The organism is Clostridium sp. UBA4395 (assembly GCF_002390995.1).
GTDB lineage: Bacteria > Bacillota > Clostridia > Clostridiales > Clostridiaceae > Clostridium_J > Clostridium_J sulfidigenes.
The window spans coordinates 154,728-180,932 of record NZ_DGRF01000054.1 but is presented as its reverse complement, the minus strand read 5'-3'; the positions used below and the strand labels follow the sequence as shown (position 1 = coordinate 180,932).

Below are 26,205 nucleotides of genomic sequence, written 5' to 3'. Positions count from 1 at the left end.
ATTATCAAAAATCGATCAGACAATTAGGTATTTATTGAATGGTATAGTTGAATTTGTAAATCCGCAATGTTATAATAAATATAATTTAATAGATAGCTAGGGGTGCCAATTTGGCTGAGAAGGAAAGTCCTAACTCTAAGAACCTGATATGGTTAGTACCATCGGAGGGAAGCAAATAATAAGTCTTATTTTTATATAAAATAAAAGTCTTGCTTATGCAAAATTAGTATTTTTATAAAAGCTTAAGTAAAGATATAATTTTAATTATTAATATCTAAACTTAAATAAGAAGATATTGTTATATGAGTTATTGAGATTCTCAACACCTAGCATTTGTTAGGTGTTTTTTATTTGTAAAAATAAGTTAGTTAATGTACATAGGTATTGAAAGAAGGTGAAAATATGAAGGTTAATGGAAAAAGCATAGATATGAATGGAATAACTACTATAAGCAGTTTGCTAAGTAAGTTAGATGTTAATGAAGAAAAGGTAGTAGTGGAATTAAATAAAGAAATAGTACCAAGAGAAAATTATTGGGAAATATATTTAAAAGAGGAGGATATTATAGAAGTTATATCTTTTGTAGGGGGAGGCTAAAGAGAAATTATAAATATATTTCAAAAGACTTTTACAGAAAGATGTAGAGTGGTGGATTTGTTTGAATGAGAAAATTAAAATTAAAGTTAATGAAAACATAGAAGAAGTTAATAAGGGTGAAACATGTCTTGGTTTAAAGGATAGGCTTAATCCTAGTTGTGATGTGGTGATACTAAATGGATTTCCTTTAGTTAAAGATAAGATATTAAAGGAAGGTGACAACATTGTTTTTATAAAGAGAGGACAAGTTCCAAGTAAAAGTGAACTTAGAGGTGTTATGATGGCAAGGCATACACCAGGGGTACATGAAAAAGTATCAAAGGCAAGAGTAGCCATTGCGGGTGTAGGGGGCCTTGGGTCCAATATTGCTATATCCTTAGCTCGGTTAGGAGTGGGATTTATAAGAATAATAGATTTTGATGTGGTAGAACCATCAAATTTAAATAGACAGCAATACTTAATAAGAGATATAGGAGAATATAAGGTTATTGCTTTAAAAAAACAACTCTTAGACATAAATCCATTTATAGAGGTAAATGAAAAAATTGAGAAAATAGAAAAGGAGAATATAAAAGAATTATTTGAAGATGTAGATATTGTGTTAGAAGCTTTTGATAGTGCAAATTATAAAGCAATGTTGTGTAATGAGATATTAACTAAAGTTAAGGAATCAGTCCTTATAGCATCATCAGGTATGGCAGGTTTTTATTCTTCTAATGATATACAAACTAAAAAGATAAACGATAGGTTTTATATTTGTGGAGATGGAGTAAATGAAGCTAAAGAAGGATCTGGACTCATGGCACCAAGGGTAGCAATATGTGCAAATCATATGGCAAATATGGCACTTAGAATTATGTTGAAAGAAGGGGAAAGTTAAAATGGAAGATATGTTAAAAATAGGTGGAGTAGAATTAAAAAATAGATTATTTGTAGGTACAGGTAAGTATCCGTCTAATAAACTTATAAAGGAAGTCTTGAGTGAAAGTAATTCACAGGTTATTACCTTGGCCTTAAGAAGGATAGATTTAGATAATAAGGAAGAAGATATTTTATCTAATATACCTAAGGATGTTATTTTATTGCCCAATACATCAGGGGCAACTAATGCAGAAGAGGCAGTTAGGATTGCAAGAATTGCCAAAGCTATGGGATGTGGTAACTGGATAAAAATTGAGGTTATATCGGATTCAAAGTATCTGCTTCCGGATAATGAAGAAACTATAAAAGCTACAGAAATATTAGCTAAAGAAGGATTTACAGTACTCCCATATATGTGTCCAGATTTATATGCAGGGAGAAGATTAATAGAAGCGGGAGCATCGGCGGTTATGCCTTTAGGAGCACCTATAGGAAGTAATAGAGGTATAAGAACTAAGGAACTTATTGAAATAATGATAGATGAACTAGATATTCCAATTATAGTTGATGCTGGAATAGGAAAGCCATCACAAGCAATGGAAGCTATGGAAATGGGAGCAGCGGCATGTCTTGTTAATACAGCTATAGCTTCTTCAAAAAATCCAGCTAATATGGCAAAAGCCTTTAGTATGGCGGTAGAAGGTGGACGACTTGCTTATTTATCAAAATTTGGGACTGTTTCTAAAAGTGGAAATGCATCCTCACCACTCACAGGATTTTTAGGAGAGTAAAAAACTTTACACTAACGGAAAATTTGAGGAGATGAAAAAATGAGTTTTTATAGTACCATAGAAAAATTTAAGGATTTTGACTTTGATAGATATTGGAGTAGGGTAAAAGTAGAAGATGTAGAGAGAAGTATTAATGAAAAAAATCCAAATTATGAGGACTTGCTTAATTTATTATCACCAGTAGCAGAAAAAGTATTAGAAGATATGGCAGTAAAGGCAAGGGAATTATCATTAAGACACTTTGGAAGAACTATTTTATTATATACTCCAATTTATATTTCAAATTATTGTGTTAATAAATGCTCTTATTGCGGATATAATCTTGAAAATTCTATAAATAGAAAAAAGCTAACTTTGGAGGAAATAAAATCAGAATCAGAAGAAGTTGCTAAACAAGGATTTAAGCACATTATTCTATTAACAGGAGAAAGTCAAATTCATTCCCCAACTAGGTATATAGTAGATGCTATAAAAGTAATGAAAGAATACTTTCCATCTATAACCTTAGAGGTACAGCCTTTAAGTGAAGAGGATTATAAAAAAACTGTAGAAGTGGGAGCAGAAGGTCTTACTGTATACCAAGAAACCTATGATGAAGAAATTTATGATAGAGTTCATTTATCAGGACCTAAAAAGAATTATAAATTTAGATTAGATACTCCAGAAAGAGGAGCAAGAGCTGGAATGAGAAGTATAAGTATAGGAGCTCTTCTTGGACTAGGTGATTTTAGAAGAGATGCCTTTTTCACAGCTCTTCATGGAGAGTATATTAGAAAGAAATATCCCCATGTAGAAGTGACTTATTCACCTCCAAGAATCAGACCTTGTGAGGGAGGATTAAAGGAGTTAAATCCAGTGGAAGATAAAAAAATGGTACAAGTTATGTTAGCTTATAAAATCTTTGCACAGCAAAGTGGAATAAATGTTTCTACACGAGAAGATCATGAAATGAGAAAAAACCTTATACCTTTAGGAATTACCAAGATGAGTGCAGGTGTGTCTACAGAGGTTGGAGGTCATGCATTAAAAACTAAAGGTACATCACAATTTTCCATAAATGATGAAGGTTCAGTAGAAGAAATAAAAGAAATGATAATAGAAGCAGGGTTTCAACCAATATTTAAGGATTGGGAAAGAATTTGATTTACCTAATAACAAATAGGCATTTAGTTAGTGAAGAAAAATATTTTAAAACCCTGCAAGAAGCTTCACTGGCTGGTGTGGATAGAATAATATTAAGAGAAAAAGATTTAGATGATGAAGAATTAGAAAGACTTTATTATAAAATAAAGGAGCTAGTAATTGGCAGTACTGAGATAATAATAAATTCTAATATGAAAGTTTTTGAAAGAGTAAAAGAAAGAACAGTTCATCTATCTTTTAAAGATTTTATGAATTTAGATAATAAAAAGAAATTTAATGTAGGAGTTTCTGTACATTCTTTAGAAGAAGGTATAAGGGCAGATAAAAAGGGGTGTAGCTATATACTAGCATCTCATATATTTTCTACCAAGTGTAAAGAAGGATTAAAACCTAAGGGTGTTGAATTTATTCAAGAATTAAAGAAAGTAGTTACTTGTCCTATCATAGCTTTAGGTGGAATTTCAACAGAAAATGCTTCCAAGGTTATAGAAGTAGGAGCTGATGGAGTAGCATTAATGTCTACATTTTTTTATTGTGAAGACGTATATGATCTAGTTAGAATCTTAAAATACTAATAACTATTTCTAAATAATAAAAATTATCCATTGCAAATATATCTTCTATTATAGTATCATTGTATTAAAGTTAGATTATTGAAATTTAAATTACAAGGGATATAGAAATAGAATACAAAATTAGAAGTTTTGTAATAATAGAAGATGGAGGTAATGAAAATGTTAAATATAGGATGTCACTTGTCTACAACCAAGGGTTTTGAAAATATGGGAAAGGAAGCACTTTCAATAGGAGCTAATACATTTCAATTTTTTACTAGAAATCCTAGGGGTGGAAAGGCAAAGGCCATAGATGAAAAAGATGTTGCTGCCCTTTTAAGAATAATGGAAGAAAATAAATTTAGTACTATATTGGCTCATGCACCTTACACATTGAATGCTTGTTCAGCAGATGAAAACACTAGAAAATTTGCATTAGAAATGATGACAGATGATTTATTAAGAATGGAGTACTTACCTAATAATTTATATAATTTTCACCCAGGTAGTCATGTTAAACAAGGCGTAGAAGTTGGAATTAATTATATTGTAGATATGCTTAATGCAGTTATTAAGCCGCAGCAGACTACTACTGTGTTATTAGAAACCATGGCAGGTAAGGGGACAGAAGTAGGAAGAAATTTTGAAGAAATAGCTGAAATTATTAATAGAGTAGAGCTAAAGGAGCATATGGGAGTGTGTCTTGATACCTGTCATGTATATGATGCAGGATATGATATAGTTAATAATTTAGATGGAGTTTTAGAAGAGTTTGATAGAATAATTGGATTAGAAAAATTAAAGGCAATTCATTTAAATGATAGCAAAAATCCTTTTGAAAGTCATAAGGACAGACATGAAAAAATTGGTGAAGGTTCTTTAGGAATTGAAGCCATTACTAATATTATTAATCATCCTAAATTATGCAACTTACCATTTTTCCTTGAAACCCCAAATGACCTTGAGGGGTATGGCAAGGAAATAGAAATATTAAGAAGAAAGGCTCTTAGCTAGCAGCTAAGAGTCTTCTTTTCTTATAATTACAAATTGTTTTGTTCTACCCATGTTATAAGCAAGGCTTATCATAGACTTTTCTTCTTTAGTTAGACTTCTCTTGTACATTTTTTTAAATTGATCAAATACTCCATTCATATCAACTTTTTCTTTAACAGAAGAGGTACTTCTAGAAGGGTTAGTATATAATAAAGGCTTTATATTTTTATTGAAAATCATCTTTAATACTTCTGCTGTATAATAAGCATCATTACTCGCGTCATGAAAATCACCATGAAGGGGTATATCCAAAAGCTCAATTGCATTTTTAAGCCCAATTTTTATACCTTTTTTACTATTAAAATATTTTGATGCATGGCTTTGCACGTCGATATATTTAAGTGGAAGAGAGGTAGTAGATATATTATGAAATTTTATATTTCGTAAAAGTTCTTTTATATCTACTATCCCCCATACACAGAGAACTGCTTCTTCTTCACCAATAAATTTAGTAAATTTATCGTAAATATTAGGAAAGGTTTCTGAAGAATTTATATCATTATTACTTATTTTAGTAAGGTTTTCCACATAAGGATGTAGAGTCGTGTGAATAGTTGGCTTAATTAAAAAATTAAATGTGGATATCTTTTCGAAATTTTCATTCAATTTTAAAGCTCCTATCTGAATAATTTCAAAGGGGAGACTTAAATTATTGCTCTTTTCTACACATTGATTTTTTTCTAAACAATGTTCTTTTTTATCTTCATATTTTTGATTAAATTCTAAGTCAAATATTATATAGTTCATTATATCACCACTTTTAACATATAAAATCAATTATCTTAGTATTGGTTATGTATTGATTAATTATTAAAAAACATAGAGTAACCAATACCGTACAACTATTTATAATAACAGAATTTGTAGCAATTATATAGCTTTTATTATCTAAAAAGAATAAAAATAGGCTACCTTAAGATTAAATAATTTAACCCTAAGATAACCCTTTAAATTCAAGTTATAGCTTTTGAACATTCACAGCCATGGGTCCCTTAGCTCCATCAGTAATATCAAAAGTTACACTTTCACCTTCATGTAAATCTTTATTAGTTCCTTTTTCTTTTATTTGAGAATGATGTACAAATACATCATTGCCCTCATTACAAGAAATAAATCCATAACCCTTTCCTTCATCATACCATTTAACAATACCAGTTATACTAGACAATAATTATTCCTCCTTAAACAGTAAATTAACTTATAGTGTAGTATTTGAAAAATTTATGATTTTTAAACATAATAATAATAAATCTTAATAAAAAGAGATGAATAAATTTATTGTTAATGATTGTAAGCTATTTAATAACAGTTAGATATTGATTTTTATCTACTACAACTTTCTTGTGAGCTCTAAAATAATCAATGATAATGTCGGGCATTTCATTTAAGACTTCACCTACTACTCTACAATTTCTATAGAAATCATAACCACCTGCACCTGTTGCTCTATAGTTGTTCATGGCAAGGGTAAGGGTATCATTATCAAAAATGTCTTTACCCTTAAATTTCATTGAAACAACACGATTTCCTACTTCTTTGTTTATATCAAAGATATAACTCAAATTTGAGAAATAGTCATAGTTATAATGTTCTACCTTAGGTTTTAAGAAGCGGGTAGATACTTGTAATTCACCATCAATATTATCAAAGTAACTAGCGCATTTTTCAAGGGCAAGCTTTAAAGTTTTCCCATCTATTTCAATGATAGTTAGGGTATTAGGAAACATATATGTAGAAGTTATATCTCTTACTGTTACATTTTTATTAAAACCTTTTATTGAATTAGCAAAGGATGTAACTGAAATATCAGCACCACTTGCATCCAACTGTACTTGATTTATGAAATTAGCTAAATAAGAGCCATTCGTAGCCATGTTTATGTGAGTACTAGGTTGAAGTTCTATATCTAAAAATCCTACAGGTGTATCCAACCACTTTTGAACTTGTTTTTCTAAATTTAAGAATTTATAATACATAGCATTATTAGGATTAAGCTCTACTTTTTTTAATGAAGAACTTATATTTTTACTTAAATCATCATGAAACTCTAAGTTTAGTTCTAAAAATTTTGTTCCGTTGGGAGGGGTTTGAGCTATGTAGGTATTATGTAGATATTGTCCTGGAATTTCCATGTGTTGATGTCCAGTTAAAAGAATATGAAAATCAAATTCTTGACACAATTTATATGCTATGTTTTCATTAGTGTTGCTTAGTTTTTCATGGGATTCTAAATCATTTTCAAATCCACCATGATAAACTCCTATTACTAAATCACATTGTTTTTTAAGTTCTACATAATATTTTTTTACTGACTTAAAGGTATCTGTAATAATGAAATTTTTTATATTTAAAGGCCTTTCCCATCTGTTTATAAAATCAGTGGTAAATCCCATTATGCCTACTTTTAACCCATTTTCCATAGTTTTAATATCATAAGGCAAAATACATATTTCCTTTGTTATATTATCTACATTAGTGCATAGGCATTTTCCATTTAAATTGCTAAGATATTTTTTCAAATAGTCATAGCATAATTGAAATCATGATTTCCAAGAGTTACATAATCGTATTGACCTTCATTCATTACAGTTGCAAGTGGATGTATATCAAATTCATTATTACTTAGATAATTAGTTAAAGGAGAACCTTGAATTGTATCTCCACCATCTATGATTAGGGTATTTCCATCTTTTTCAAACTGATTAATTATATTTAATATACCCATATTCTTTTCAGTATCATCTCTATAATTTGTAGGATATATGTATCCGTGAATATCAGATGTAAAGTATATTTTTAATTTTTTCATTTTGTCACCTCATTATATTAAAAAACTGTATTTTATAAATTTTCATCAATATTACTATAACATATATGGTATTTATATATAAAATCATTTTCGTAGATAAAATATCTAGTAAAAGTAAAATTTAAAGGTAATTTTATTAAGTTATATTATATAGAAATATTTACATTGAAAGAATAAGGTGCTAGAATAATGTTTAATATATATTAAATATCATATAGCAATGATGAAGCTACGACTATTTAAATATTTTAGAGAGCTGATGATAGGTGAAAATCAGTATATTATATAGTCTTTCCACTTCGGAGTTACTGATGAAGAATCAGAGGGGAGTGCTCCTTAAAGCACAGTAAAGAGGTCACTAATGTGACAACTGGAGTGGTACCACGGGATATAATAGCTCTCGTCTCTATATTTATAGAGGCGGGAGTTTTTAATTTACAGCAAAATAAAAAGATTTAATATTAAAGAATTCATTTAGAGGAGGAATAAAAATGATAGATATTTATTTAATTAGAAAAAATCCTGAGAAGGTTAAAGCTGCACTTTTAAAGAGAATGGATAGTGTAGATTTTTCAGAGCTTTTACAGTGGGATGAAGAAAGAAGAAAAATATTAATACAGGTAGAAGAGCTTAAAAGCAACAAAAATAAGGTTTCTAAAGAGATTCCTATTCTTAAGAAAAGGGGAGAAAATGTAGAAGATTTATATGAAGAAATGAAAGTAGTTAGCAAAGAGATAAAGGAATATGATGAGAAACTTCAAGAGATGGAAGAAAAGATAAATACATTTATGGAAAGCCTTCCGAATATACCCGATGAGGATGTAGTAGCAGGTGGAAAAGAAAATAACAAGGTAGTTAGAGAATTTGGAGAAAAGCCTAATTTCGATTTCCAAATTAAAGATCATGTAGAACTTGCTAAAGTTCATGAGCTTATTGATTATGAAAGAGGAGTTAAGCTTGGAGGTAATGGATTTTGGGTATATAAAGGTGTAGGAGCTATGTTAGAATGGGCTTTACTTAATTATTTTATAGAAGAGCATATAAAAGACGGATATGAATTTATCCTGCCTCCACATATATTAAACTATCAATGTGGTCTTTCAGCAGGTCAGTTTCCTAAATTTGTTGATGAAGTATTTACAGTAGGGGACAAAAAAGATAAAGAAAGTATGCAATTTATGCTTCCTACAGCAGAGACTGCCTTAATAAATCTTTATAGAGGAGAAATTTTAAAAGAAGAAGAATTACCGAAGAAATTGTTTGCTTATACTCCTTGTTATCGTGTTGAAGCTGGAAGTTATAGAAAATCTGAAAGAGGTATGATAAGAGGACATCAGTTTAATAAAATAGAAATGTTTCAATATACAAAACCTGAGGATTCAGATGAAGCTTTAGAAGAATTAATTAAAAAAGCTGAAGCTCTGGTAAAAGGCTTAGGACTACATTATAGATTAGTAAAGCTGGCAGCTAAAGATTGTAGTGCATCTATGGCGAAGACCTATGATATAGAAGTATGGATACCGAGTATGAATGAATATAAAGAGATAAGTTCAGCTTCTAATGCAAGAGATTATCAGGCAAGAAGGGGTATGATAAGATTTAGAAGAGAAGATGGTAATAAGGTAGAATATCTAAATACCTTAAATGCATCAGGGTTAGCTACAAGCAGATTATTACCTGCAATACTAGAACAATATCAACGGGAGGACGGAAGTGTTACAGTACCAGAAATATTGAGAAAGTGGATAGGTAAAGAAAAAATATAGAAAGATTTACAATATATATAATAAGTAAAATATAATTATCAAATTTTTAAGGATATAGAGCCTTATAAAGAAAAGGTTGTAATTATTAAAAGTGCTAAAACTATAATTAAAGAAATATAAGATAAGAACTTTTAAGCAACTATTGAATATTATGTAATTATAATGAATTATTTCGATGGTGGGAGGAAAGTTTAATGAATCCTTATGAGCTAATAACGAAGATTAAGGGAAAAATGAAGGACCCTAATTTTGCAGCTAGATTTAATAATGCAGCCAATGTAGTAAATAATATACCAGGACTACAACAAGAGATAATTAGGATAGCCCAGATTAATGATCCAAAGGCTCAAGATGCAGCAATAGAAAAATTACCTAGAGAAGCTAAGCAAGCTGTTCAAGAAATATTAAGTTTATTGAATATGTAATAGTTTAAATTAAATAAGAAAATATTTAATGAATTAAACCAGGGATATTACAATATCTCTGGTTTATTTTCCGAGAAATATTATTGGATAAATAACACTAAATATCGTTTATAAAATTTTAATTAAAAAGATTTGTAAGAATATATTGAAATTATTTATGTAAGATGATATTATGAGTTTGACAAGTTAATAACAATTTTCGGGGCAGGGTGAAATTCCCTACCGGCGGTATAGCCCGCGAGCCATTTTGGCATGACTTGGTGAGATTCCAAGGCCGACAGTAAAGTCTGGATGTGAGAAAATTATTTGTAAGTATAGTAATTACTATAGTTATTTTATCCGATGACTACCAGCTCTAATATTCCTATCTTCTCTAAAGTGGGAGTTAAGAGCTATTACGTCCCTGGATAACGGTTTCTAAAGCTTCAGAGAAGCTAAGAACTCTATTAATATAACTATAATTGTTAGTTTATGTGCTCTGAAATATATATATATTTCAGAGTTTTTTTATTTTATAATTAATATTAANNTTAATATTAATTATAAAATAAACTAAAATTTACTAGAAATATGAATAAAAATTTAGCCCCAGGGTATTATACTTGGGGCTTTTATTTTATTTAAATAAGGATGTGATTTTATGGATGAAAATTATATGAGATTGGCTTTGACATTAGCAGAGAAGGGACGGGGAAGGGTTAATCCTAATCCAATGGTAGGTACTGTAATTGTTAAAAATGGAACTATTATTGGTGAAGGATATCATCAGGTCTATGGACATAACCATGCGGAGGTTAATGCCTTTAAAGATGCTAAAGAAGATACTTTGGGAGCAACTCTTTATGTGACCTTAGAGCCCTGTTCTCATCATGGGAAAACACCACCTTGTGTAGATAAAATCATAGAGAAAAAAATAAAGAGAGTAGTAATTGGAGCTTTAGATCCAAACCCATTAGTGGCGGGTAGAGGAGTTGAAAAGCTTAGAGACTCTGGAATAATTGTAGATATAGGTGTTTTAGAAAAGGAATGTACGGCTTTAAATGAAATATTTATGAAGTACATTTCTACAAAGAAACCCTTTGTAATCATGAAAACTGCCATGTCACTAGATGGTAAGATAGCTACTCAATATGGGGAATCAAAGTGGATAACTGGAGAAGCTTCAAGAAAAAATGTGCATAATTTGAGAAATGACCTAATGGGAATAATGGTTGGAGCTAATACGGTTATTAAGGATAATCCAGAGTTGACTTGTAGGGTACTAGGAGGGAAAAACCCTATAAGAATAATTTTAGATAGCTCTCTTAGAATTCCTTTAAATTCTAAAGTTATAGAAGATAAAAAGGCAAGAACTATTATAGTAACTACGGAAAAAGCTTCAAAGGAAAAAATATCTATTTACACTGAGAGGGGTGTAGAGGTGGTGGTCATTCCTTCTAAAGAAGAAAAAGTCAATTTGGAGATATTAATGGAGACTTTAGGAGAAATGAACATTGATAGTATTCTTCTTGAAGGAGGGGGAACCTTAAACTTCGAAGCCCTAAAAGCTGGAATAGTAGATAAAATTCAAATTTACATTGCACCAAAATTTATTGGAGGAGAAAGGTCTAAAACTCCAGTAGAGGGAATGGGAATAAAAGTTCTAGAAGAAGCCTATGGAGTAGAGAGTATAAGGGTAGGTACTATAGGAGAAGATATTTTAATAGAAGGATACATGAAGGAGAGATGGAAGCCTTGTTTACAGGAATAGTTGAAGAGGTAGGAGAAATTAGAGGAATAAAAAAGGGAGAAAAATCTTCCATACTTTCAATTAAAGCTAATAATGTTATTGAAGATGTAAAGTTAGGACATAGTATTTGTACCAATGGAGTATGCTTAACAGTAACAAATATATATGGAAATATATTTGATGCTGATGTTATGGCTGAAACTTTAAGAAGAAGTAATTTAGGGGAATTAAAGGTTGGAAGCAAAGTAAATTTAGAAAGAGCCTTAAGTGCTAAAGGAAGATTTGGAGGACATATAGTAAGTGGACATATAGATGGCGTTGGGAAAATTGTTTCCCTGGAAAAGGAAGATAATGCAATATGGGTCACCATAGAGGCTAAGGAAAACATTTTACAGTATATAGTTGAAAAAGGTTCTATTGCCATTGATGGAATAAGTCTTACTGTGGCCTATGTAGATGATAAGGTATTTAAAGTATCTATAATTCCACATACTGGAAAAGAAACTATATTATTATCTAAAACCATTGAAGATACTGTAAATCTTGAATGTGATGTTATAGGTAAATATGTAGAAAAACTTTTAACATTTCAAAGTGATAAAAAAATAGAAAAAAAAGATTCCATTAATGAAGACTTTCTTAAAGAAAATGGATTCTTATAAGATTAAATAAAATAGGGAGGGTTAAACATGTCAGAATTTTACACGATTGAAGAAGCAATTAAGGATATTAAAGAAGGGAAGATGGTTATAGTTATTGATGATCCCGATAGAGAAAATGAGGGAGATTTATTAATGGCTGCTGAAAAGGTTACTCCAGAAGCTATAAATTTTATGGCTAAGTTTGGGAGAGGTCTTATATGTATGCCATTGGAGGGAGAAAGACTTAGAGATTTAAAAATTGAGCCCATGGTTGAAAAAAATACAGATAATCATGAAACTGCATTTACAGTATCCGTAGATCATATTAGTACAACTACAGGAATATCTGCCTACGAGAGAGCTTTAACTATTCAGAAGATTTTAGATGAAGATAGCATAGGAAAAGACTTTAGAAGACCAGGGCATATTTTTCCTCTACAAGCTAGAGATGGAGGTGTATTAAAAAGAGTAGGACATACTGAGGCAGCAGTGGATTTAGCCAAAATGGCAGGTTTAAAGCCAGCAGGAGTAATTTGTGAAATTATGAGTGAAGATGGAACTATGGCTAGAACTGAGGAACTTTTAGAATTCGGTAAACTACATAATATTAAAGTAATAACTATAGCAGATTTAGTAAGATATAGAAGAAAGACAGAAATACTAGTAGAAAGAGCAGTAGCAGTAGATATGCCTACAAAATACGGGAATTTTAAAATGTATGGTTTTATTAATAAATTGAATGGGGAACATCATGTGGCATTAGTTAAAGGAGATATTGATGAGAATAAACCAATTCTAACAAGACTTCATTCTGAATGCTTAACAGGAGATGTCCTTGGATCTAATAGATGTGATTGTGGAGAGCAATTGGCGGAAGCTTTAAGGAGAATTGAAGAAGAAGGTTGCGGGATACTTTTATATATGCGACAAGAGGGAAGAGGCATAGGACTTATAAATAAATTAAAGGCCTACGATTTACAAGACCATGGATATGATACAGTAGAGGCAAATATTAAGCTTGGATTTCCAGCAGACCTTAGAGATTATGGAATAGGAGCTCAAATTCTTAGAGAGTTAGGAGCTAAAAAACTTAGACTTATGACTAATAATCCCAAGAAAATTAAAGGGTTAGATGGATATGATATTGAGGTGGTAGAGAGAGTACCAATCCAAATCAATTACAATAAAGATAATGAATTTTATTTAAAAACTAAACAAAATAAAATGGACCACATACTTAATTATAAGTAAGACTCTAAATCTATGATTTAGTTAGTCGCACTTACTCATTTGAACGAAGTGAAAAGGAGCTTCATATTGAAAGCTACTCTAAATCTATGATTTAGTACAAATTATAATATAATCTAGGAGGAATAATGATGAAAATATTTGAAGGAAATTTAGTTGCGCAAGGATTAAGAGTTGGGATAGTAGTAGGAAGATTTAATGAGTTCATTGTATCTAAACTTTTAGGTGGAGCCATTGATGGACTTAAAAGACATGGAGTAGAAGAAGATAATATTGAAGTGGCATGGGTGCCAGGAGCTTTTGAATTACCACTTGTAGCAAAAAAAATGGCTCAAAATGAAAATTATGATGCAATTATATGCCTTGGAGCAGTTATTAAGGGCTCTACACCACATTTCGATTACGTTTGTGCTGAAGCTTCAAAAGGAATAGCATCAGTATCTCTTAGTACAGAGAAACCAGTTGTTTTTGGAGTTTTAACAACGGATACTATAGAGCAGGCTATAGAAAGAGCTGGAACTAAAGCAGGTAATAAGGGCTACGATGCAGCAGTAACAGCTATAGAAATGGCAAATTTATTAAAAAGTTTCTAATTAAAAGTTTGATTATGAAAATATAATAAAATTATTTAATTTAGTAATCAGTATATGATAAAATTCCCTATAAAAATATATAAATAGCTATATATTTTAATAGTTAAATAGTTATATATATAACTATTTAACTATTAAACTAGGAAGTTGTTTTATCCGTGCGGGGTTCAGATGATTTCTCATCTAAAGGGTGTAATTAAATTACACAGAAAGCAGAGAAAATTGACAAAAGATGTAATCAATGCTATGCTTTAAGAAATTAAATATTTAGGGAGCTTGTATAACAGGCTGAGAGGAAGCAAAAAGTAGCTTCGACCTATAACCTGATTTGGATAATGCCAACGTAGGGAATTACATTAAAAATATTAATGGGACATACTATTTGGTATGTCCCATATTTTTTTAGATTCTACAAAATTCTGTTAAGGAAGTGTATGAAATGAGTATAAGTAAAAGTCAAATGAAGTTATATGTAGTAACGGATAGAAGTTGGTTAGATGGAAAATTATTTACTGAAGAAATCGAAAAAACTTTACAAGGAGGAGCTACATTAATTCAGCTAAGAGAAAAAAATTTATCCTATGATGAATTTCTAAAGGAAGGAAAAGAGATAAAGAAGATTACAGATAAATATAATATTCCTTTAATTATTAATGATAATGTGGAAATGGCTATAAGTATTGATGCATCTGGGGTTCATATAGGTCAAAGTGATATGGATGCAGCAGAAGTGAAAAAGTGGATAGGTAAAGATAAAATTTTAGGAGTTACAGCAAAAACTGTGGAACAAGCTATTAAAGCAGAAAAAGATGGGGCAAGTTATATTGGAGTTGGAGCAGCTTTTTCAACTTCAACTAAATTAGATACTAGAGTAATAACCTTTGAAACCATTAAAAATATATGCAAATCTGTAGCTATACCAGTGGTGGCTATTGGAGGTATAGATGAGAATAATATTATGAACCTAAAAGGCTTAGGAATACATGGAGTTGCTTTAGTGTCTTCAATATTTTCTAAAGAAGATGTGCTATTAGCAACAAAACAAATGTTAGAGTTAACTGAATGTATGCTAACTCAATAGATTAGACATGGGAAATAGGTGTGCATTTTAGATGGAAAATATTTTATATAATATATACATTGATAGAGGGGATTGATTTATGATGAAAAAGATACTTACAATAGCAGGATCGGATTGCAGTGGAGGAGCTGGAATACAAGCAGATATAAAAACTATCGTAGCCCATAAAATGTATGCAATGAGTGCTATAACAGCTTTAACAGCACAAAATACTACTGGAGTTTATGATGTTTTAAATGTACCAAGAGAGTTCTTAAATAAAGAAATCCATTGCATTATGAAAGATATTTTCCCTGATGCCATTAAGATAGGAATGGTATCTTCTAAGGAGATTATTCAAGAGATTGTTGAAAGATTATTAGAATATAAGGCTAAAAATATTGTAGTTGATCCAGTTATGATATCTACCAGTGGAAGTAGGCTTCTTTCAGAGGATGCCATGGAAGCTTTGATTACAAAACTTTTACCTATAGCTGATGTGATTACTCCTAATATTCCTGAAGCAGAATGTATTTGTGGATTTAAAATTTTAAGTAAAGAAAATATGATAAAAGCAGCAGAAAAAATTTCAAAGGGGTATAAAGGAAAAGTTCTTATTAAAGGAGGTCACTTGGAAAATTGTGCTGACGATTTATTATATAAAAATGGGAAAATAACTTGGTATCATGAAGAAAAAATAGATAATTCAAATACCCATGGAACAGGTTGCACCTTATCATCTTCCATAGCTTGTAATTTAGCAGCAGGTTACGGCATAGATGAAAGCATTTTAAGGGCAAAAAAATATATAACCGGTGCTTTAAGGGATAATTTAAATCTTGGAAAAGGCAATGGACCTCTTAATCATTGTTGGAATTTGTAATAGTAGTAATTATATACTTATTAAGTTGTTTCAACTAATTTACAATAAATATAAAATTTTAATATATGAATAATATGTAAAGGTAGAGACTGTTTTAAAAAATAGTCTCTTATTTTTTTACGAAGATAAAATAATGTATTTAAATTCCATATATATAATATTATGAAAGTATTGTATTTAACGAAATATTAGAATACCGAATATTTTTAAATTCTAAACAATATAAAGAAAATTCTGAAAATTTCCAAAAAAGTATTTACAAAAGTAAAAAATATATGTATTATTAGGATAATGAATTTACAAAATTGTAATATATATATTTAATAGTAATAAATATACAATATATCAAATTAAATACATGGCATAAAAATGGAATAATCAGCTTAATTAAAAGCTAAATTTAAAGTTGTATTATCTATGGGGATAGGAATTTATACAAGTATATATTTTTAAAATATATCTTTGTATTTATTTATAACTTAATTATTTTAAGGGGGAATAGATTTTGAAGAAAAGAAAATTAATGGCCTTAATGTTGTCAAGTATTTTAGCTTTTTCATTAGTTGGATGTGGTGATAAAGATAAAAAAGAAGACACATCAAAGGATACACCAAAAACTGAAGAATCAGAGAAGAAAATTGGGGGTACTTTAGTTGCTGGAATAACAGAAATGTCTGGTAACTTTAATCCAGGTTATTATTCATCTGCATATGATGCTAATGTAGTTGAGATGGTATTTGACCAACTTATTGTAATGGATGTTAATGGAGAATATCAACCATCGGCAGCTGAAAGCTGGGAATTTTCAGATGATGCCAAGGAAATAACCTTCAAATTGAAGAAGGATATGACCTTCTCTGATGGTGAAAAGGTAACAGCAGATGACGTTGTTTTCAGTTATCGATTTTTAGCAGATAAATCTTATACTGGTAGATATGGATCTGTTGTTAAGGATTTAGTTGGGTATAAGGAGTATTCAAAGGGTGAGACTGAAGAGTTCAAAGGTGTAGTTGCTGTAGATGAGTATACAGTTAAATTTAGTTTTGCTGAGCCACTAAGAACAAATCTTGCCAATTGTACTATGTCAATCATGCCAGAACATTATTATGGTGCAAATTGGAAGGTTGGAGATACATCATCTATAGAAGCTATAACAACAAAACCAATTGGTTCAGGCCCATATACTTTAGAAAAATTCCAGGAAAAGGAATTTGCATCTCTAAAGAGAAATCCAAACTATTATGGCGAAGGATATTATATTGAAAATATAGTATGTAAATTTGTTGATCAAACTACTGATATAGTTGAATTGACATCTCAAGAGGTAGATTTACTTCCAGGAGTTATTGAGCCAGAGAAAATAAATGAAGCTAAGTCTAAGGATTTCATGACTTTCAATAGTTATGATAGAAGTGGATATGGTTACACTAAATTTAACTGTGAATCAGGTCCAACAGCAGATAAAAAAGTACGTCAAGCTTTATACTATGGTTTTAATATTAAAGAGTTTGTAGATAGCTACTATAAAGACGAAGCAACTGGAGATGTACTTGCATCAGTTCAATATCATCCATTCTCTCAAGTTTCTTGGGGTATAGATGATAAATTACTTAGTGAAATGACTGAGTATAATTTTGATTTAGATAAAGCTAAGTCTTTATTAGATGAAGCAGGCTGGAAGGTTGGTTCAAGTGGATATCGTGAAAAGGATGGAAAAGTTATGGAGCTTAATATAGCTGCTATGCCAGATCATGATATTTTAAATACTCTTATTCCAATGTGGCAAAGAGACTGGGGCGAAGGTTTAAAAATTAAACTTAATATAGCATATCTTGAGTTTAATACATTATTAGATTATGTTATCTATAACTCTGATGAAAACGTAGATAAATGGAGTATATACTTCATGGCAACATCTATAACTACACCAGACCCACATAGTTTATATTCTGAAATTCACTCAGATTATATTGGTACTGGTAAAGATAATACAGCTAGATATAGTAATCCAGAAGTTGATAAATTGTTAGATGAAGCTAAGAGTATTGTAGATAAGGAAGAAGCAAAACCATATTATAATAAAATAGCTAAAATCCTTAATGAGGATGCACCTATAGTTCCTGTATATGCAAATACTTATTTTGACATGTATAACAAGAAAATAAAAGGCCTAGAAACAAGCCCATTCTGTGATTGGGTAAAAGCATTAAAACATGCTTATATAGAAGAATAATTTTAAATTTCATATAGGCTATTGGCGCCCTGTATAAAATTGCAGGGCGTTATTAAAATAAGTTTAGGGGTGATGAAATGTTAAAGTTTTTAGGTAAAAGATTACTTAATTTAATCCCAGTTATGTTAATAATAACAATAATACTATTTATATTATTACGACTAATGCCTGGAGATCCAGTTAGTGCATATTTAGGACAAGGTTCTAAGACTACTCCAGAGCAGCAACAGATGATTAGAGAGCAATTAGGCTTAGATAAAGGACCTGTTACACAATATTTTAATTGGTTGGGAAGAACTTTAAAAGGAGATTTTGGTTCTTCATTAAAATTTAGAAAACCTGTAAGTGATGTTATAGGGGATTACATTTGGAATACATTTATATTAAATATAGTATCTATGGTATTGGCCTTTGCAATTGCAATTCCAGTAGGAATAAAATCTGCAGTAAAGAAATATGGAGCATTTGATAATTTTTGGACTGTGTTTTCTTTAATTGGAGTAGGAATGCCTTCATTTTTCTTTGCATTACTTATGATTTTCTTTATAGCAGTACCGAGTAATGGAGCAATACCACTTAATGGTATGAGAACTCCAGTAATGGCAGCTGTTGGTTATGATAGCTTCATGGCTGAAGTAATAGACGTAGCTAAACATATGATTTTACCAGTAATAATTTTAACTATTTTAAGTCTAGCTGGGCTTATAAGATATGTTAGAAATAGTGTTATTGAAGTAATTAATCAAGATTATATTAGAACAGCACGTTCTAAAGGATTAAAAGAGAAGGTAGTTATTTATCGTCATGCCTTTAGAAATGCATTAATACCAATAGTAACTCTTGTAGGAATGTATATTCCATCTCTCTTTGGAGGAGCAATATTATTAGAAACAGTACTTCTTTGGCCAGGAATTGGAAATATACTATATACATCAGTTATGGGTAGAGATATTTGGGTTGTAATGGCAGCTAATACATTCTATGCAGTCCTAATGGTTTTAGGGAATCTGGTATCAGATATGTCCTATGCATTGGTAGATCCTAGAGTAAAAGTAGAATAGGAGGTTAGTTTATTATGTTAGAAGTAAAAAAGGCTAAGGCTGAAAAAAAGAAACAAGACCTTCAAGCTATGGGACCATGGAGGGTTGCATGGGAGCGATTTAGAAAGAATAAAATAGCTCTTACGGGTGGTATAGTATTTGGGATTATAGTTTTGTTAGTAATATTAGTTCCTATAATATCACCTTATAATTTAAATGAGTTTGAACTTGTTAATAAAGTTAAACCACCATCAGCAAAGCATTGGCTTGGAACTGATGAACAAGGTAGAGATGTACTTATGAGAGTATTTTATGGTGGAAGAATATCTATGTTTATTGGAGTTGTCACAGCAGGTATAACCGTACTTATTGGTGCTACTATAGGTGGCATTGCAGGTTACTATGGTGGATGGGTGGATAACATTCTTATGCGTTTCACAGAAGTAGTTAGCTCTCTTCCATTTATGCCATTAATGATATCCTTGTCCTTTGCATTGATGTGGAGGGTAAGTAGTACCCAGAAGATGTATGTGGTTATGTTTATTCTTGCCATAATATCTTGGCCAGGTCTTGCTAGAATGGTTAGGGGACAAATTTTATCTCTTAGAGAACAAGATTTTATAGTAGCTACAAAGGCATTAGGTATATCTAATAGATCTAAGATAGTAAGACATCTTTTACCTAATACCCTTGCATATATCATAGTTAATGCTACTCTTGGAATGGCAGGTGCAATTTTAACAGAGGCAGGACTTTCTTTCCTAGGATTAGGAGTAATTCCACCAACACCAACTTGGGGAAATATGATTGAAAGAGCTAGAGACTCATTTATATTTACGAATAATCCATGGCTTTGGATACCGCCTGGAATTTTAATCATATTAACCGTTGTTAGTATAAATCTTCTTGGTGAGGGCTTAAGAGATGCCTTTGATCCAAAAGAGATAAGGTAGGTGTGATATATGGAGAATTTATTAGAAGTAAGAGATTTAAAAACATATTTTTATACAGATAATGGTATTGTAAAAGCTGTAGATGGAGTTTCCTTTGATGTAGAACCAGGAAAAACTCTTGGTATAGTTGGAGAATCTGGTTGTGGTAAAAGTATAACATCAATGTCGATTTTAAAGCTTATAGATAAACCAGGTAAGATTGTAGATGGTACTATTAAATTTGATAGTAAAGATATAGTACCTATGGATGATAAGGATATAAGAAAAGTTAGAGGAAATGATATATCTATGATCTTCCAAGAACCTATGACTTCTTTAAATCCTGTATTTAGAATTGAAGATCAGATAATGGAAGCAGTAATGCTTCACCAAGGGTTAGATAAAAAGGAAGCAAGGAAAATTGCTATTGATATGCTTGCCTTTGTTGGAATACCAAGGCCAGAGCAAGTGGCAAGAGATTACCCACATCAGTTAAGTGGTGGAATGCGTCAAAGAGTTATGATAGCTATGGCTCTTGCATGTAGGCCTAAATTACTTATTGCTGATGAGCCTACCACTGCTCTTGATGTAACTATACAAGCTCAGATATTAACATTAATGAATGATTTAAAGGAAAAAACAAATACAGCCATAATGCTAATTACCCATGATTTGGGAGTAATAGCTCAAATGGCAGATCATGTAATTGTTATGTATTCTGGAAAAGTGGTTGAATCAGCTCCAATTAAAGAACTTTTTGATAATCCAAAGCATCCTTATACTAAGGGACTTTTAGCATCAATACCAAGTCTAGATCAAGATAAGGAAAGATTATACTCTATAGATGGAGTAGTACCAAATCCATTTCACCTTCCTGAGGGATGTTATTTTGAACCAAGATGTGAATTTGCAAAGGCTGAATGTAAATGCAAGATGCCTGCTATAACTAATATTTCAGATGAACATCAGGTAAGATGCTTCCTATATAATGAAGCAATAGATGAGAAACATCATAAAGAGGAGGGAATCCATGATGGAAAAGGAAAGAAATAAGATTATTGAAATAAGAAATCTTAAAAAATATTTCCCGGTTAAGGGTAAATCAGCCACTGGAGAGAAACTCTGTGTAAAAGCTGTGGACGATGTTTCCTTTGAAATATATGAAGGGGAGACTTTAGGGTTAGTTGGAGAATCAGGATGTGGAAAATCTACATTAGGTAGAACATTAATAAAGCTCTATGAACCAACTGGAGGAGAAATTCTATATAGAGATCAAAATATTGTAAAATATAATGAAAAAAAGATGAAACCTTTAAGGCAGGATATGCAAATTATATTTCAAGATCCATATAGTTCTTTAAATCCAAGACTGAATGTACATTCAATTGTTAGTGAAGCTTTAGTAGAGCATAAGCTATATAAGAAAGGTGAAGAGCTTAATAAAAGAGTATTAGAAATAGTTGAACAGTGTGGACTTTCTCCATACCATATATATAGATATCCTCATCAGTTTTCTGGTGGACAAAGACAACGTATAGGAATAGCAAGAGCCTTGGCACTTAAACCAAAGTTTGTAGTATGTGATGAACCAGTATCAGCTCTTGACGTTTCTATTCAATCACAAATACTTAATCTTATGATGGATTTACAAGAAAAAATGGGATTGGCATATTTATTTATATCCCATGACCTAAGTGTAGTAAAGCATATTAGCGATAGAGTTGGGGTAATGTATCTAGGTTCTATAGTAGAGTTAGCAGATAAGGAAGATTTATATAATAATCCAATACATCCATATACAAGGGCATTGCTAGCAGCTATACCTGTAGCAAATCCAGATTATAAAAGTGATATGAGTATAATAAAAGGTGAAATTCCAAGTAATGTTAACCTACCTAAGGGGTGTAAATTTAATACTAGATGCCCTTTTGCTAAGGAGATATGTAAGGAACAGGTACCAGAAACTAGAGAAATAGAAAAGGGACACTTCTGTGCTTGTCATTTTGCAGGAGAGATATAGTAAAGGACATAAAAGGAGATGATATGCTATGAAGATGAAAGAGGCATATAAAGTAGTATTTAAGAAAAGAGAAGTAAATCCCGAGATGATTGGTAAAGTAGAGCTAGAGAAAAATGATTTACTAGCCCTAGTTTTAGCAACAGCATCGGTGATTGTCCCAGTTTTATTGATTGTATTTGCAGTAATTGCACTTATAATATTTATCATGTTTTATAGGTAGTATGAATAATCCCCATCTACTCTATAATATAGTCAAGGCTTAGTATAGGCCTTGACTTTTTTGGTATTTATATAACAAAAAAAGAACCCTGATAATCAAATACCAGAGTTCATATGTGAAATTATTGGTTAGCAAATTACAAATTAAATTTTTTATTTGATAGTGATTTAGATAATGGAACATATAGGGTAACAGCTACAAAGATTGAGAAGGAGCCATTTATAAGTGTTGCAGGTAAACTCACAGCAGAACTTAATATTGCCGGTAGGAATCCACTTCCAACAAGAAGTAATTTAAATACTCCAAATAAAAACTCACCAACTAAATTAAAGGCTATACCAGCTACAGCACCTAATACTGCATATTGAATTTCAATAGATAATTTTTTTGCAAAAGTACATACCAAAGCTAAGCCTAACCCAAGAATAAGAGAAAAAATATATAATACTGGATTAATTACTAGTTTTTTCTCGATACCTGTTACTACAATTTCATTGCCTAAAGAAGTAGAAGTAAAGAATAGCACTATACCAATTAGGATTAAAATTCCAGAAGCAATGCTTATCCACTTTATAGGTGACTTTGCATTTTTATTTTTCCCTCTTGCAGCAACACATCCTACAATTGCTCCAATACCAAATTTCAAAATCACAGTTTTAGGAACACTTGATGCATAACCATTCATTAAGTCAAATAAGCCCATACCTATAGAGCCAGAAAGACCACCAATGGTACCAGTGAACAATAATGCTGCTAATATAACAAACATATTTCCCATATGCAAGAATGGATTTCCTACAGGAGAGGGAATAGGTATCTTGAAAAATAATGCCACGTAGCATAAAGCAGCAAAGAGTCCAATTAGAACCATGGTACGAGTAGAAATTTTAGAGTGTGTTTTAGTTTCCATTAATATACCTCCATACTATTGATTTAAATTATTATAAATAATTTGCATAATAACAAATTTAGAAAATAAGTAATGTGAAGTTATTATCTTCTTTTAGAATTAATTGAATATTTTGGTGTCTTTATATATAATATACATTGGGTTTGTCATTGTTGAAATACACAAAATACATAATTTTAATAGGGACAGTTGAAGGAGGATTTTATGAATGAAGTTAAAAGAAATATAATTAATCCAAAGGATTCGCCAAATACACCATTATATATTCAGCTATATAATCATTATAGAAACCTGATTTCCTCAGGAACTCTAAAGGCTGAAAGTAAGCTTCCGTCTATACGTAGATGTGCAAAAGAGCGAATGATAAGTCGGACAACGGTTGAAGCTGCTTATTTGCAGTTAGTAGCTGAAGGGTATGTTACATCTCGGCTTGGAAGTGGCTTTTTTGTAAGTGAATTAAATTATAAGGATATCCAAAGGGTAGAAAAATTACAACATAATAAATACATAATACAAAGCCAACCATTATATGACTTTGCTACCTATGCAGTAGATTATAAGAGTTTTGATTTCGATTTGTGGAGTAGATACATAAAGAGTGCACTTCGTAATGAAGAAAGGCTTTTATCATATGGGGATCCACAAGGAGAATATGATTTAAGAGTAGCGTTATCCAAGTACGTAGCTGATAGAAGGGGAGTGATTTGTACTCCAGAGCAGATAGTAGTTGGAGCAGGTGTGCAAAGTTTATTACAAATATTGTGTTCATTAACAGGAGTTAGATCGCCTATATCTTTTACAGGAGCTAGCTTTGAACAGGGACAGGCTGTATTTCAAGATAGAGGGTTTAAAACTTTAACCTATAAGAATATTAATAGAGATTTATCTAAATTTAAGGAGGATAAAATTAAAATGATTTATACGTCACCTTCTCATATAACGCCTTGGGGTGATGTAATGCCAATACAAATTAGATTAGCATTATTAGCCTTTGCACAAAGAGAAGATTGTTTAATAATTGAAGATGATTATGATAGTGAGTTCAGATATTATACTCGTCCAGTACCGTCTCTACAAGGGTTAGATGGAGGAGATAAGGTAGTATATATGGGAACATTTTCACGATTATTAATGCCGTCCTTAAGAATTAGTTTTATGGTACTATCTAAAGAATTAACAGAAATATATGAAAGAAGAGGGCGAGTATATAATCAAACAGCATCAAAAACTGAACAAATTGCTTTAGGTAAATTTATTAGTGATGGTCATCTTGGAAGACAAATTAGGAAAGCTAGAAAGCTGTATATGGCTAAAAGTCAACAACTCTGTATAGCAATAAATAATGTATTTGAAGAGAAAGCAACAGCTATACCAGGTTCAGGGGGATTTTTAGTACAACTAGAAGTAAAAAGTAGTTTATCTTCAGAAGAACTAGCAAAACGAGGTGCAGATGTAGGTGTTTTACTACGTACCTTTGAAGCAGAAGAAGAGAATGATTATCCTAGATTATTACTATCTTGCTCGGGAGTTGCTGAAGAAAATTTTCAAGACGCTTTAAGACTATTAAAAAAAGAATTCTTCAAGAAAAAATAGCCATAAATTACATGATAATTATGCTCATAATTTTTTTGAGTTTTTGTTGTATTGAGAAGTAATAGATGATATAATCCGAATACACTTTTATTATTAAAGTGTATTCAGGAGGGTATATCATGAAAAATAATATAACAATAGTATGTGATAGTTCTGTAGATTTAACTGCAGAATTTATGAGAGAGAGAAGTATAGAATTTCTATCACTGTTAGTTGATTTAAATGGACATGTATATAAGGATAAGGTAGATTTATCAAATAAGGAATTTTATGAAGCTATAAAGCATAAAGAAACTACAGTTAAAACTTCACAAGTTACTCCTTATGAGTTTCAAGAATTTTTTAAGAAAGAATTAGAATGTGGAAATAAGGTTATTTGTCTTACTTGTTCTGGTAAATTATCTGGTACAAATAGCTCAGCCAATATAGCAAAGATGCATTTAAAAGAGGGTAGTGAAAATATTTTTGTTGTAGATACACTTGTAGCATCTGGGGGCTTTGGATATTTAGTTACTGTAGCAGCAGACATGAGAGATAAAGGATATACAGTAGATAAAATATTAGATGAAATAAATGACTTAATAGGAAGATTAGAAACTTTAATTGTAATGGAAACTGTAGACATGTTAAAACGGGGAGGAAGAATATCTACAGGAAAAGCCATTGTAAGTCATGTTCTTGGAATTAAGCCAATTATAACAGTGAAAGATGGGGCTCTTGAACCTTGTGGAAAGGCAAGAGGTAGAAATAAGGCTTTAAAGCATGTAATAGATATAATGAATACTAGAGAGATAGATCCTCAATATGATATAGTTGTTTCTCATGCAAATGATTTAGAAGCTGCAAATCAAACAGTTAAGTTAATAGAAGCTGAACTAGGCATAAATAAAATACTTATCAATGAAATTGGTACAGCAGTTGGTACACATTCAGGGGCAAGTGCAATAGCTATATTTTATATAAAGAATAAGTAACAAAAAAATCTCATGGGTATAAACTCATGAGATTTTATTTTAGTAAAGTTTATACAATTAGTGCCTATAGCGTGAAATACTATTATATTTATCATAAGGAATGATAATTTGTAAGGACTAAAAATCTAAG

Annotated in this window: 27 protein-coding genes, 3 riboswitches and 1 other annotated feature; of the genes, 22 read left to right on the top strand and 5 right to left on the bottom strand. The window is 30.9% G+C overall.

From position 1 onward, the window contains the following. Positions 1 to 88: 88 nt before the first annotated feature. A riboswitch (TPP riboswitch) is annotated at positions 89 to 187 on the top strand. A 215-nt stretch (positions 188 to 402) separates the two neighbouring features. The 6 genes from thiS to B2694_RS10515 all read left to right on the top strand — a co-directional run bounded on the left by thiS (position 403) and on the right by B2694_RS10515 (position 4,960). Continuing rightward, the gene (gene thiS, locus B2694_RS10540; RefSeq protein WP_346885694.1) at positions 403 to 597 is read left to right on the top strand and encodes a sulfur carrier protein ThiS; all 195 of its coding nucleotides are present in this window, start codon (positions 403 to 405) and stop codon (positions 595 to 597) included. Between the two features lie 73 nt (positions 598 to 670). Continuing rightward, a complete protein-coding gene (thiF, locus tag B2694_RS10535; protein WP_346885705.1) occupies positions 671 to 1,477 on the top strand; it encodes a sulfur carrier protein ThiS adenylyltransferase ThiF in 807 nt (268 codons plus the stop codon). Position 1,478: 1 nt separating this feature from the next. Further along, on the top strand, positions 1,479 to 2,249 hold the full coding sequence (locus B2694_RS10530) for a thiazole synthase (protein WP_346847546.1): 771 nt from the start codon (positions 1,479 to 1,481) through the stop codon (positions 2,247 to 2,249). 39 nt (positions 2,250 to 2,288) lie between these two features. Further along, positions 2,289 to 3,392 (top strand): 2-iminoacetate synthase ThiH, encoded by a 1,104-nt coding sequence (thiH, locus tag B2694_RS10525; RefSeq protein ID WP_346885693.1) that lies wholly within the window; start codon positions 2,289 to 2,291, stop codon positions 3,390 to 3,392. After that, positions 3,377 to 3,967 carry a thiamine phosphate synthase gene (locus tag B2694_RS10520; protein WP_346885692.1) on the top strand — a complete coding sequence of 197 codons (591 nt, stop codon included), beginning with the start codon at positions 3,377 to 3,379 and terminating at the stop codon, positions 3,965 to 3,967. The genes thiH and B2694_RS10520 overlap by 16 nt, the downstream gene beginning before the upstream one ends. A gap of 159 nt (positions 3,968 to 4,126) precedes the next feature. Continuing rightward, positions 4,127 to 4,960, top strand: a complete 834-nt coding sequence (locus B2694_RS10515; protein ID WP_346885691.1) for a deoxyribonuclease IV — start codon at positions 4,127 to 4,129, stop codon at positions 4,958 to 4,960. 3 nt (positions 4,961 to 4,963) lie between these two features. Here the strand turns inward: B2694_RS10515 and B2694_RS10510 are convergent, their stop codons facing one another. The 4 genes from B2694_RS10510 to B2694_RS10495 form a co-directional block, all read right to left on the bottom strand. Then, the gene (locus tag B2694_RS10510; RefSeq protein WP_346879635.1) at positions 4,964 to 5,746 is read right to left on the bottom strand and encodes a 3'-5' exonuclease; all 783 of its coding nucleotides are present in this window, start codon (positions 5,744 to 5,746) and stop codon (positions 4,964 to 4,966) included. 211 nt (positions 5,747 to 5,957) lie between these two features. Next, entirely contained in the window at positions 5,958 to 6,167 is a 210-nt protein-coding gene (locus B2694_RS10505) for a cold-shock protein (RefSeq protein WP_035133808.1), read from the bottom strand. 127 nt (positions 6,168 to 6,294) lie between these two features. Beyond that, a complete protein-coding gene (locus B2694_RS10500; protein ID WP_346885690.1) occupies positions 6,295 to 7,518 on the bottom strand; it encodes a bifunctional metallophosphatase/5'-nucleotidase in 1,224 nt (407 codons plus the stop codon). Continuing rightward, positions 7,515 to 7,808 carry a metallophosphoesterase gene (locus B2694_RS10495; protein ID WP_346885689.1) on the bottom strand — a complete coding sequence of 98 codons (294 nt, stop codon included), beginning with the start codon at positions 7,806 to 7,808 and terminating at the stop codon, positions 7,515 to 7,517. The genes B2694_RS10500 and B2694_RS10495 overlap by 4 nt, the downstream gene beginning before the upstream one ends. Positions 7,809 to 8,019: 211 nt before the next feature. Next, positions 8,020 to 8,219 (top strand) — a binding site (T-box leader). An 80-nt stretch (positions 8,220 to 8,299) separates the two neighbouring features. On the opposite strand from B2694_RS10495, the gene serS reads away from it, so the two are divergent. The 14 genes from serS (at position 8,300) to B2694_RS10425 (ending at position 22,598) form a co-directional block, all read left to right on the top strand. Continuing rightward, positions 8,300 to 9,574: a serine--tRNA ligase gene (gene serS, locus B2694_RS10490; protein WP_346885688.1), complete on the top strand. Its 1,275-nt coding sequence runs from the start codon at positions 8,300 to 8,302 to the stop codon at positions 9,572 to 9,574. Positions 9,575 to 9,768: 194 nt separating this feature from the next. Further along, on the top strand, positions 9,769 to 9,999 hold the full coding sequence (locus tag B2694_RS10485) for a hypothetical protein (RefSeq protein ID WP_035133802.1): 231 nt from the start codon (positions 9,769 to 9,771) through the stop codon (positions 9,997 to 9,999). A gap of 191 nt (positions 10,000 to 10,190) precedes the next feature. After that, positions 10,191 to 10,306, top strand: a riboswitch (FMN riboswitch). Between the two features lie 333 nt (positions 10,307 to 10,639). Next, positions 10,640 to 11,749: a bifunctional diaminohydroxyphosphoribosylaminopyrimidine deaminase/5-amino-6-(5-phosphoribosylamino)uracil reductase RibD gene (ribD, locus tag B2694_RS10480; RefSeq protein WP_346885687.1), complete on the top strand. Its 1,110-nt coding sequence runs from the start codon at positions 10,640 to 10,642 to the stop codon at positions 11,747 to 11,749. Then, positions 11,734 to 12,390: a riboflavin synthase gene (locus B2694_RS10475; RefSeq protein ID WP_346885704.1), complete on the top strand. Its 657-nt coding sequence runs from the start codon at positions 11,734 to 11,736 to the stop codon at positions 12,388 to 12,390. The genes ribD and B2694_RS10475 overlap by 16 nt, the downstream gene beginning before the upstream one ends. A gap of 27 nt (positions 12,391 to 12,417) precedes the next feature. After that, positions 12,418 to 13,620, top strand: a complete 1,203-nt coding sequence (locus B2694_RS10470) for a bifunctional 3,4-dihydroxy-2-butanone-4-phosphate synthase/GTP cyclohydrolase II (RefSeq protein ID WP_346885686.1) — start codon at positions 12,418 to 12,420, stop codon at positions 13,618 to 13,620. A gap of 128 nt (positions 13,621 to 13,748) precedes the next feature. Next, positions 13,749 to 14,210 carry a 6,7-dimethyl-8-ribityllumazine synthase gene (ribE, locus tag B2694_RS10465; RefSeq protein ID WP_346885685.1) on the top strand — a complete coding sequence of 154 codons (462 nt, stop codon included), beginning with the start codon at positions 13,749 to 13,751 and terminating at the stop codon, positions 14,208 to 14,210. A 258-nt stretch (positions 14,211 to 14,468) separates the two neighbouring features. Beyond that, a riboswitch (TPP riboswitch) is annotated at positions 14,469 to 14,577 on the top strand. 72 nt (positions 14,578 to 14,649) lie between these two features. Further along, complete coding sequence (gene thiE / locus B2694_RS10460) at positions 14,650 to 15,291, top strand: thiamine phosphate synthase (protein ID WP_346885684.1); 642 nt, start codon at positions 14,650 to 14,652, stop codon at positions 15,289 to 15,291. Positions 15,292 to 15,373: 82 nt separating this feature from the next. Further along, on the top strand, positions 15,374 to 16,153 hold the full coding sequence (gene thiD / locus B2694_RS10455) for a bifunctional hydroxymethylpyrimidine kinase/phosphomethylpyrimidine kinase (protein WP_346885703.1): 780 nt from the start codon (positions 15,374 to 15,376) through the stop codon (positions 16,151 to 16,153). 505 nt (positions 16,154 to 16,658) lie between these two features. Further along, positions 16,659 to 18,386, top strand: coding sequence for an ABC transporter substrate-binding protein (locus B2694_RS10450; RefSeq protein ID WP_346885683.1), 1,728 nt, complete (start codon positions 16,659 to 16,661; stop codon positions 18,384 to 18,386). Positions 18,387 to 18,463: 77 nt separating this feature from the next. Further along, positions 18,464 to 19,447: an ABC transporter permease gene (locus tag B2694_RS10445; protein WP_346885682.1), complete on the top strand. Its 984-nt coding sequence runs from the start codon at positions 18,464 to 18,466 to the stop codon at positions 19,445 to 19,447. A 14-nt stretch (positions 19,448 to 19,461) separates the two neighbouring features. Beyond that, positions 19,462 to 20,379 (top strand): oligopeptide ABC transporter permease, encoded by a 918-nt coding sequence (gene opp4C, locus B2694_RS10440; protein ID WP_346885681.1) that lies wholly within the window; start codon positions 19,462 to 19,464, stop codon positions 20,377 to 20,379. A 9-nt stretch (positions 20,380 to 20,388) separates the two neighbouring features. After that, positions 20,389 to 21,411: an ABC transporter ATP-binding protein gene (locus B2694_RS10435; RefSeq protein ID WP_346885680.1), complete on the top strand. Its 1,023-nt coding sequence runs from the start codon at positions 20,389 to 20,391 to the stop codon at positions 21,409 to 21,411. Continuing rightward, entirely contained in the window at positions 21,389 to 22,378 is a 990-nt protein-coding gene (locus B2694_RS10430) for a dipeptide ABC transporter ATP-binding protein (RefSeq protein ID WP_346885679.1), read from the top strand. The genes B2694_RS10435 and B2694_RS10430 overlap by 23 nt, the downstream gene beginning before the upstream one ends. A gap of 28 nt (positions 22,379 to 22,406) precedes the next feature. Further along, a complete protein-coding gene (locus tag B2694_RS10425; protein WP_035133786.1) occupies positions 22,407 to 22,598 on the top strand; it encodes a hypothetical protein in 192 nt (63 codons plus the stop codon). A gap of 136 nt (positions 22,599 to 22,734) precedes the next feature. Here B2694_RS10425 and B2694_RS10420 read toward each other — a convergent pair whose 3' ends face one another. Beyond that, a complete protein-coding gene (locus tag B2694_RS10420; RefSeq protein ID WP_346885678.1) occupies positions 22,735 to 23,508 on the bottom strand; it encodes an ECF transporter S component in 774 nt (257 codons plus the stop codon). Positions 23,509 to 23,712: 204 nt separating this feature from the next. Between B2694_RS10420 and B2694_RS10415 the strand changes: the two genes are divergently transcribed. Continuing rightward, a complete protein-coding gene (locus B2694_RS10415; protein ID WP_346885677.1) occupies positions 23,713 to 25,101 on the top strand; it encodes a PLP-dependent aminotransferase family protein in 1,389 nt (462 codons plus the stop codon). Between the two features lie 119 nt (positions 25,102 to 25,220). Beyond that, entirely contained in the window at positions 25,221 to 26,075 is an 855-nt protein-coding gene (locus B2694_RS10410) for a DegV family protein (protein WP_346885676.1), read from the top strand. Positions 26,076 to 26,205: the final 130 nt, after the last annotated feature.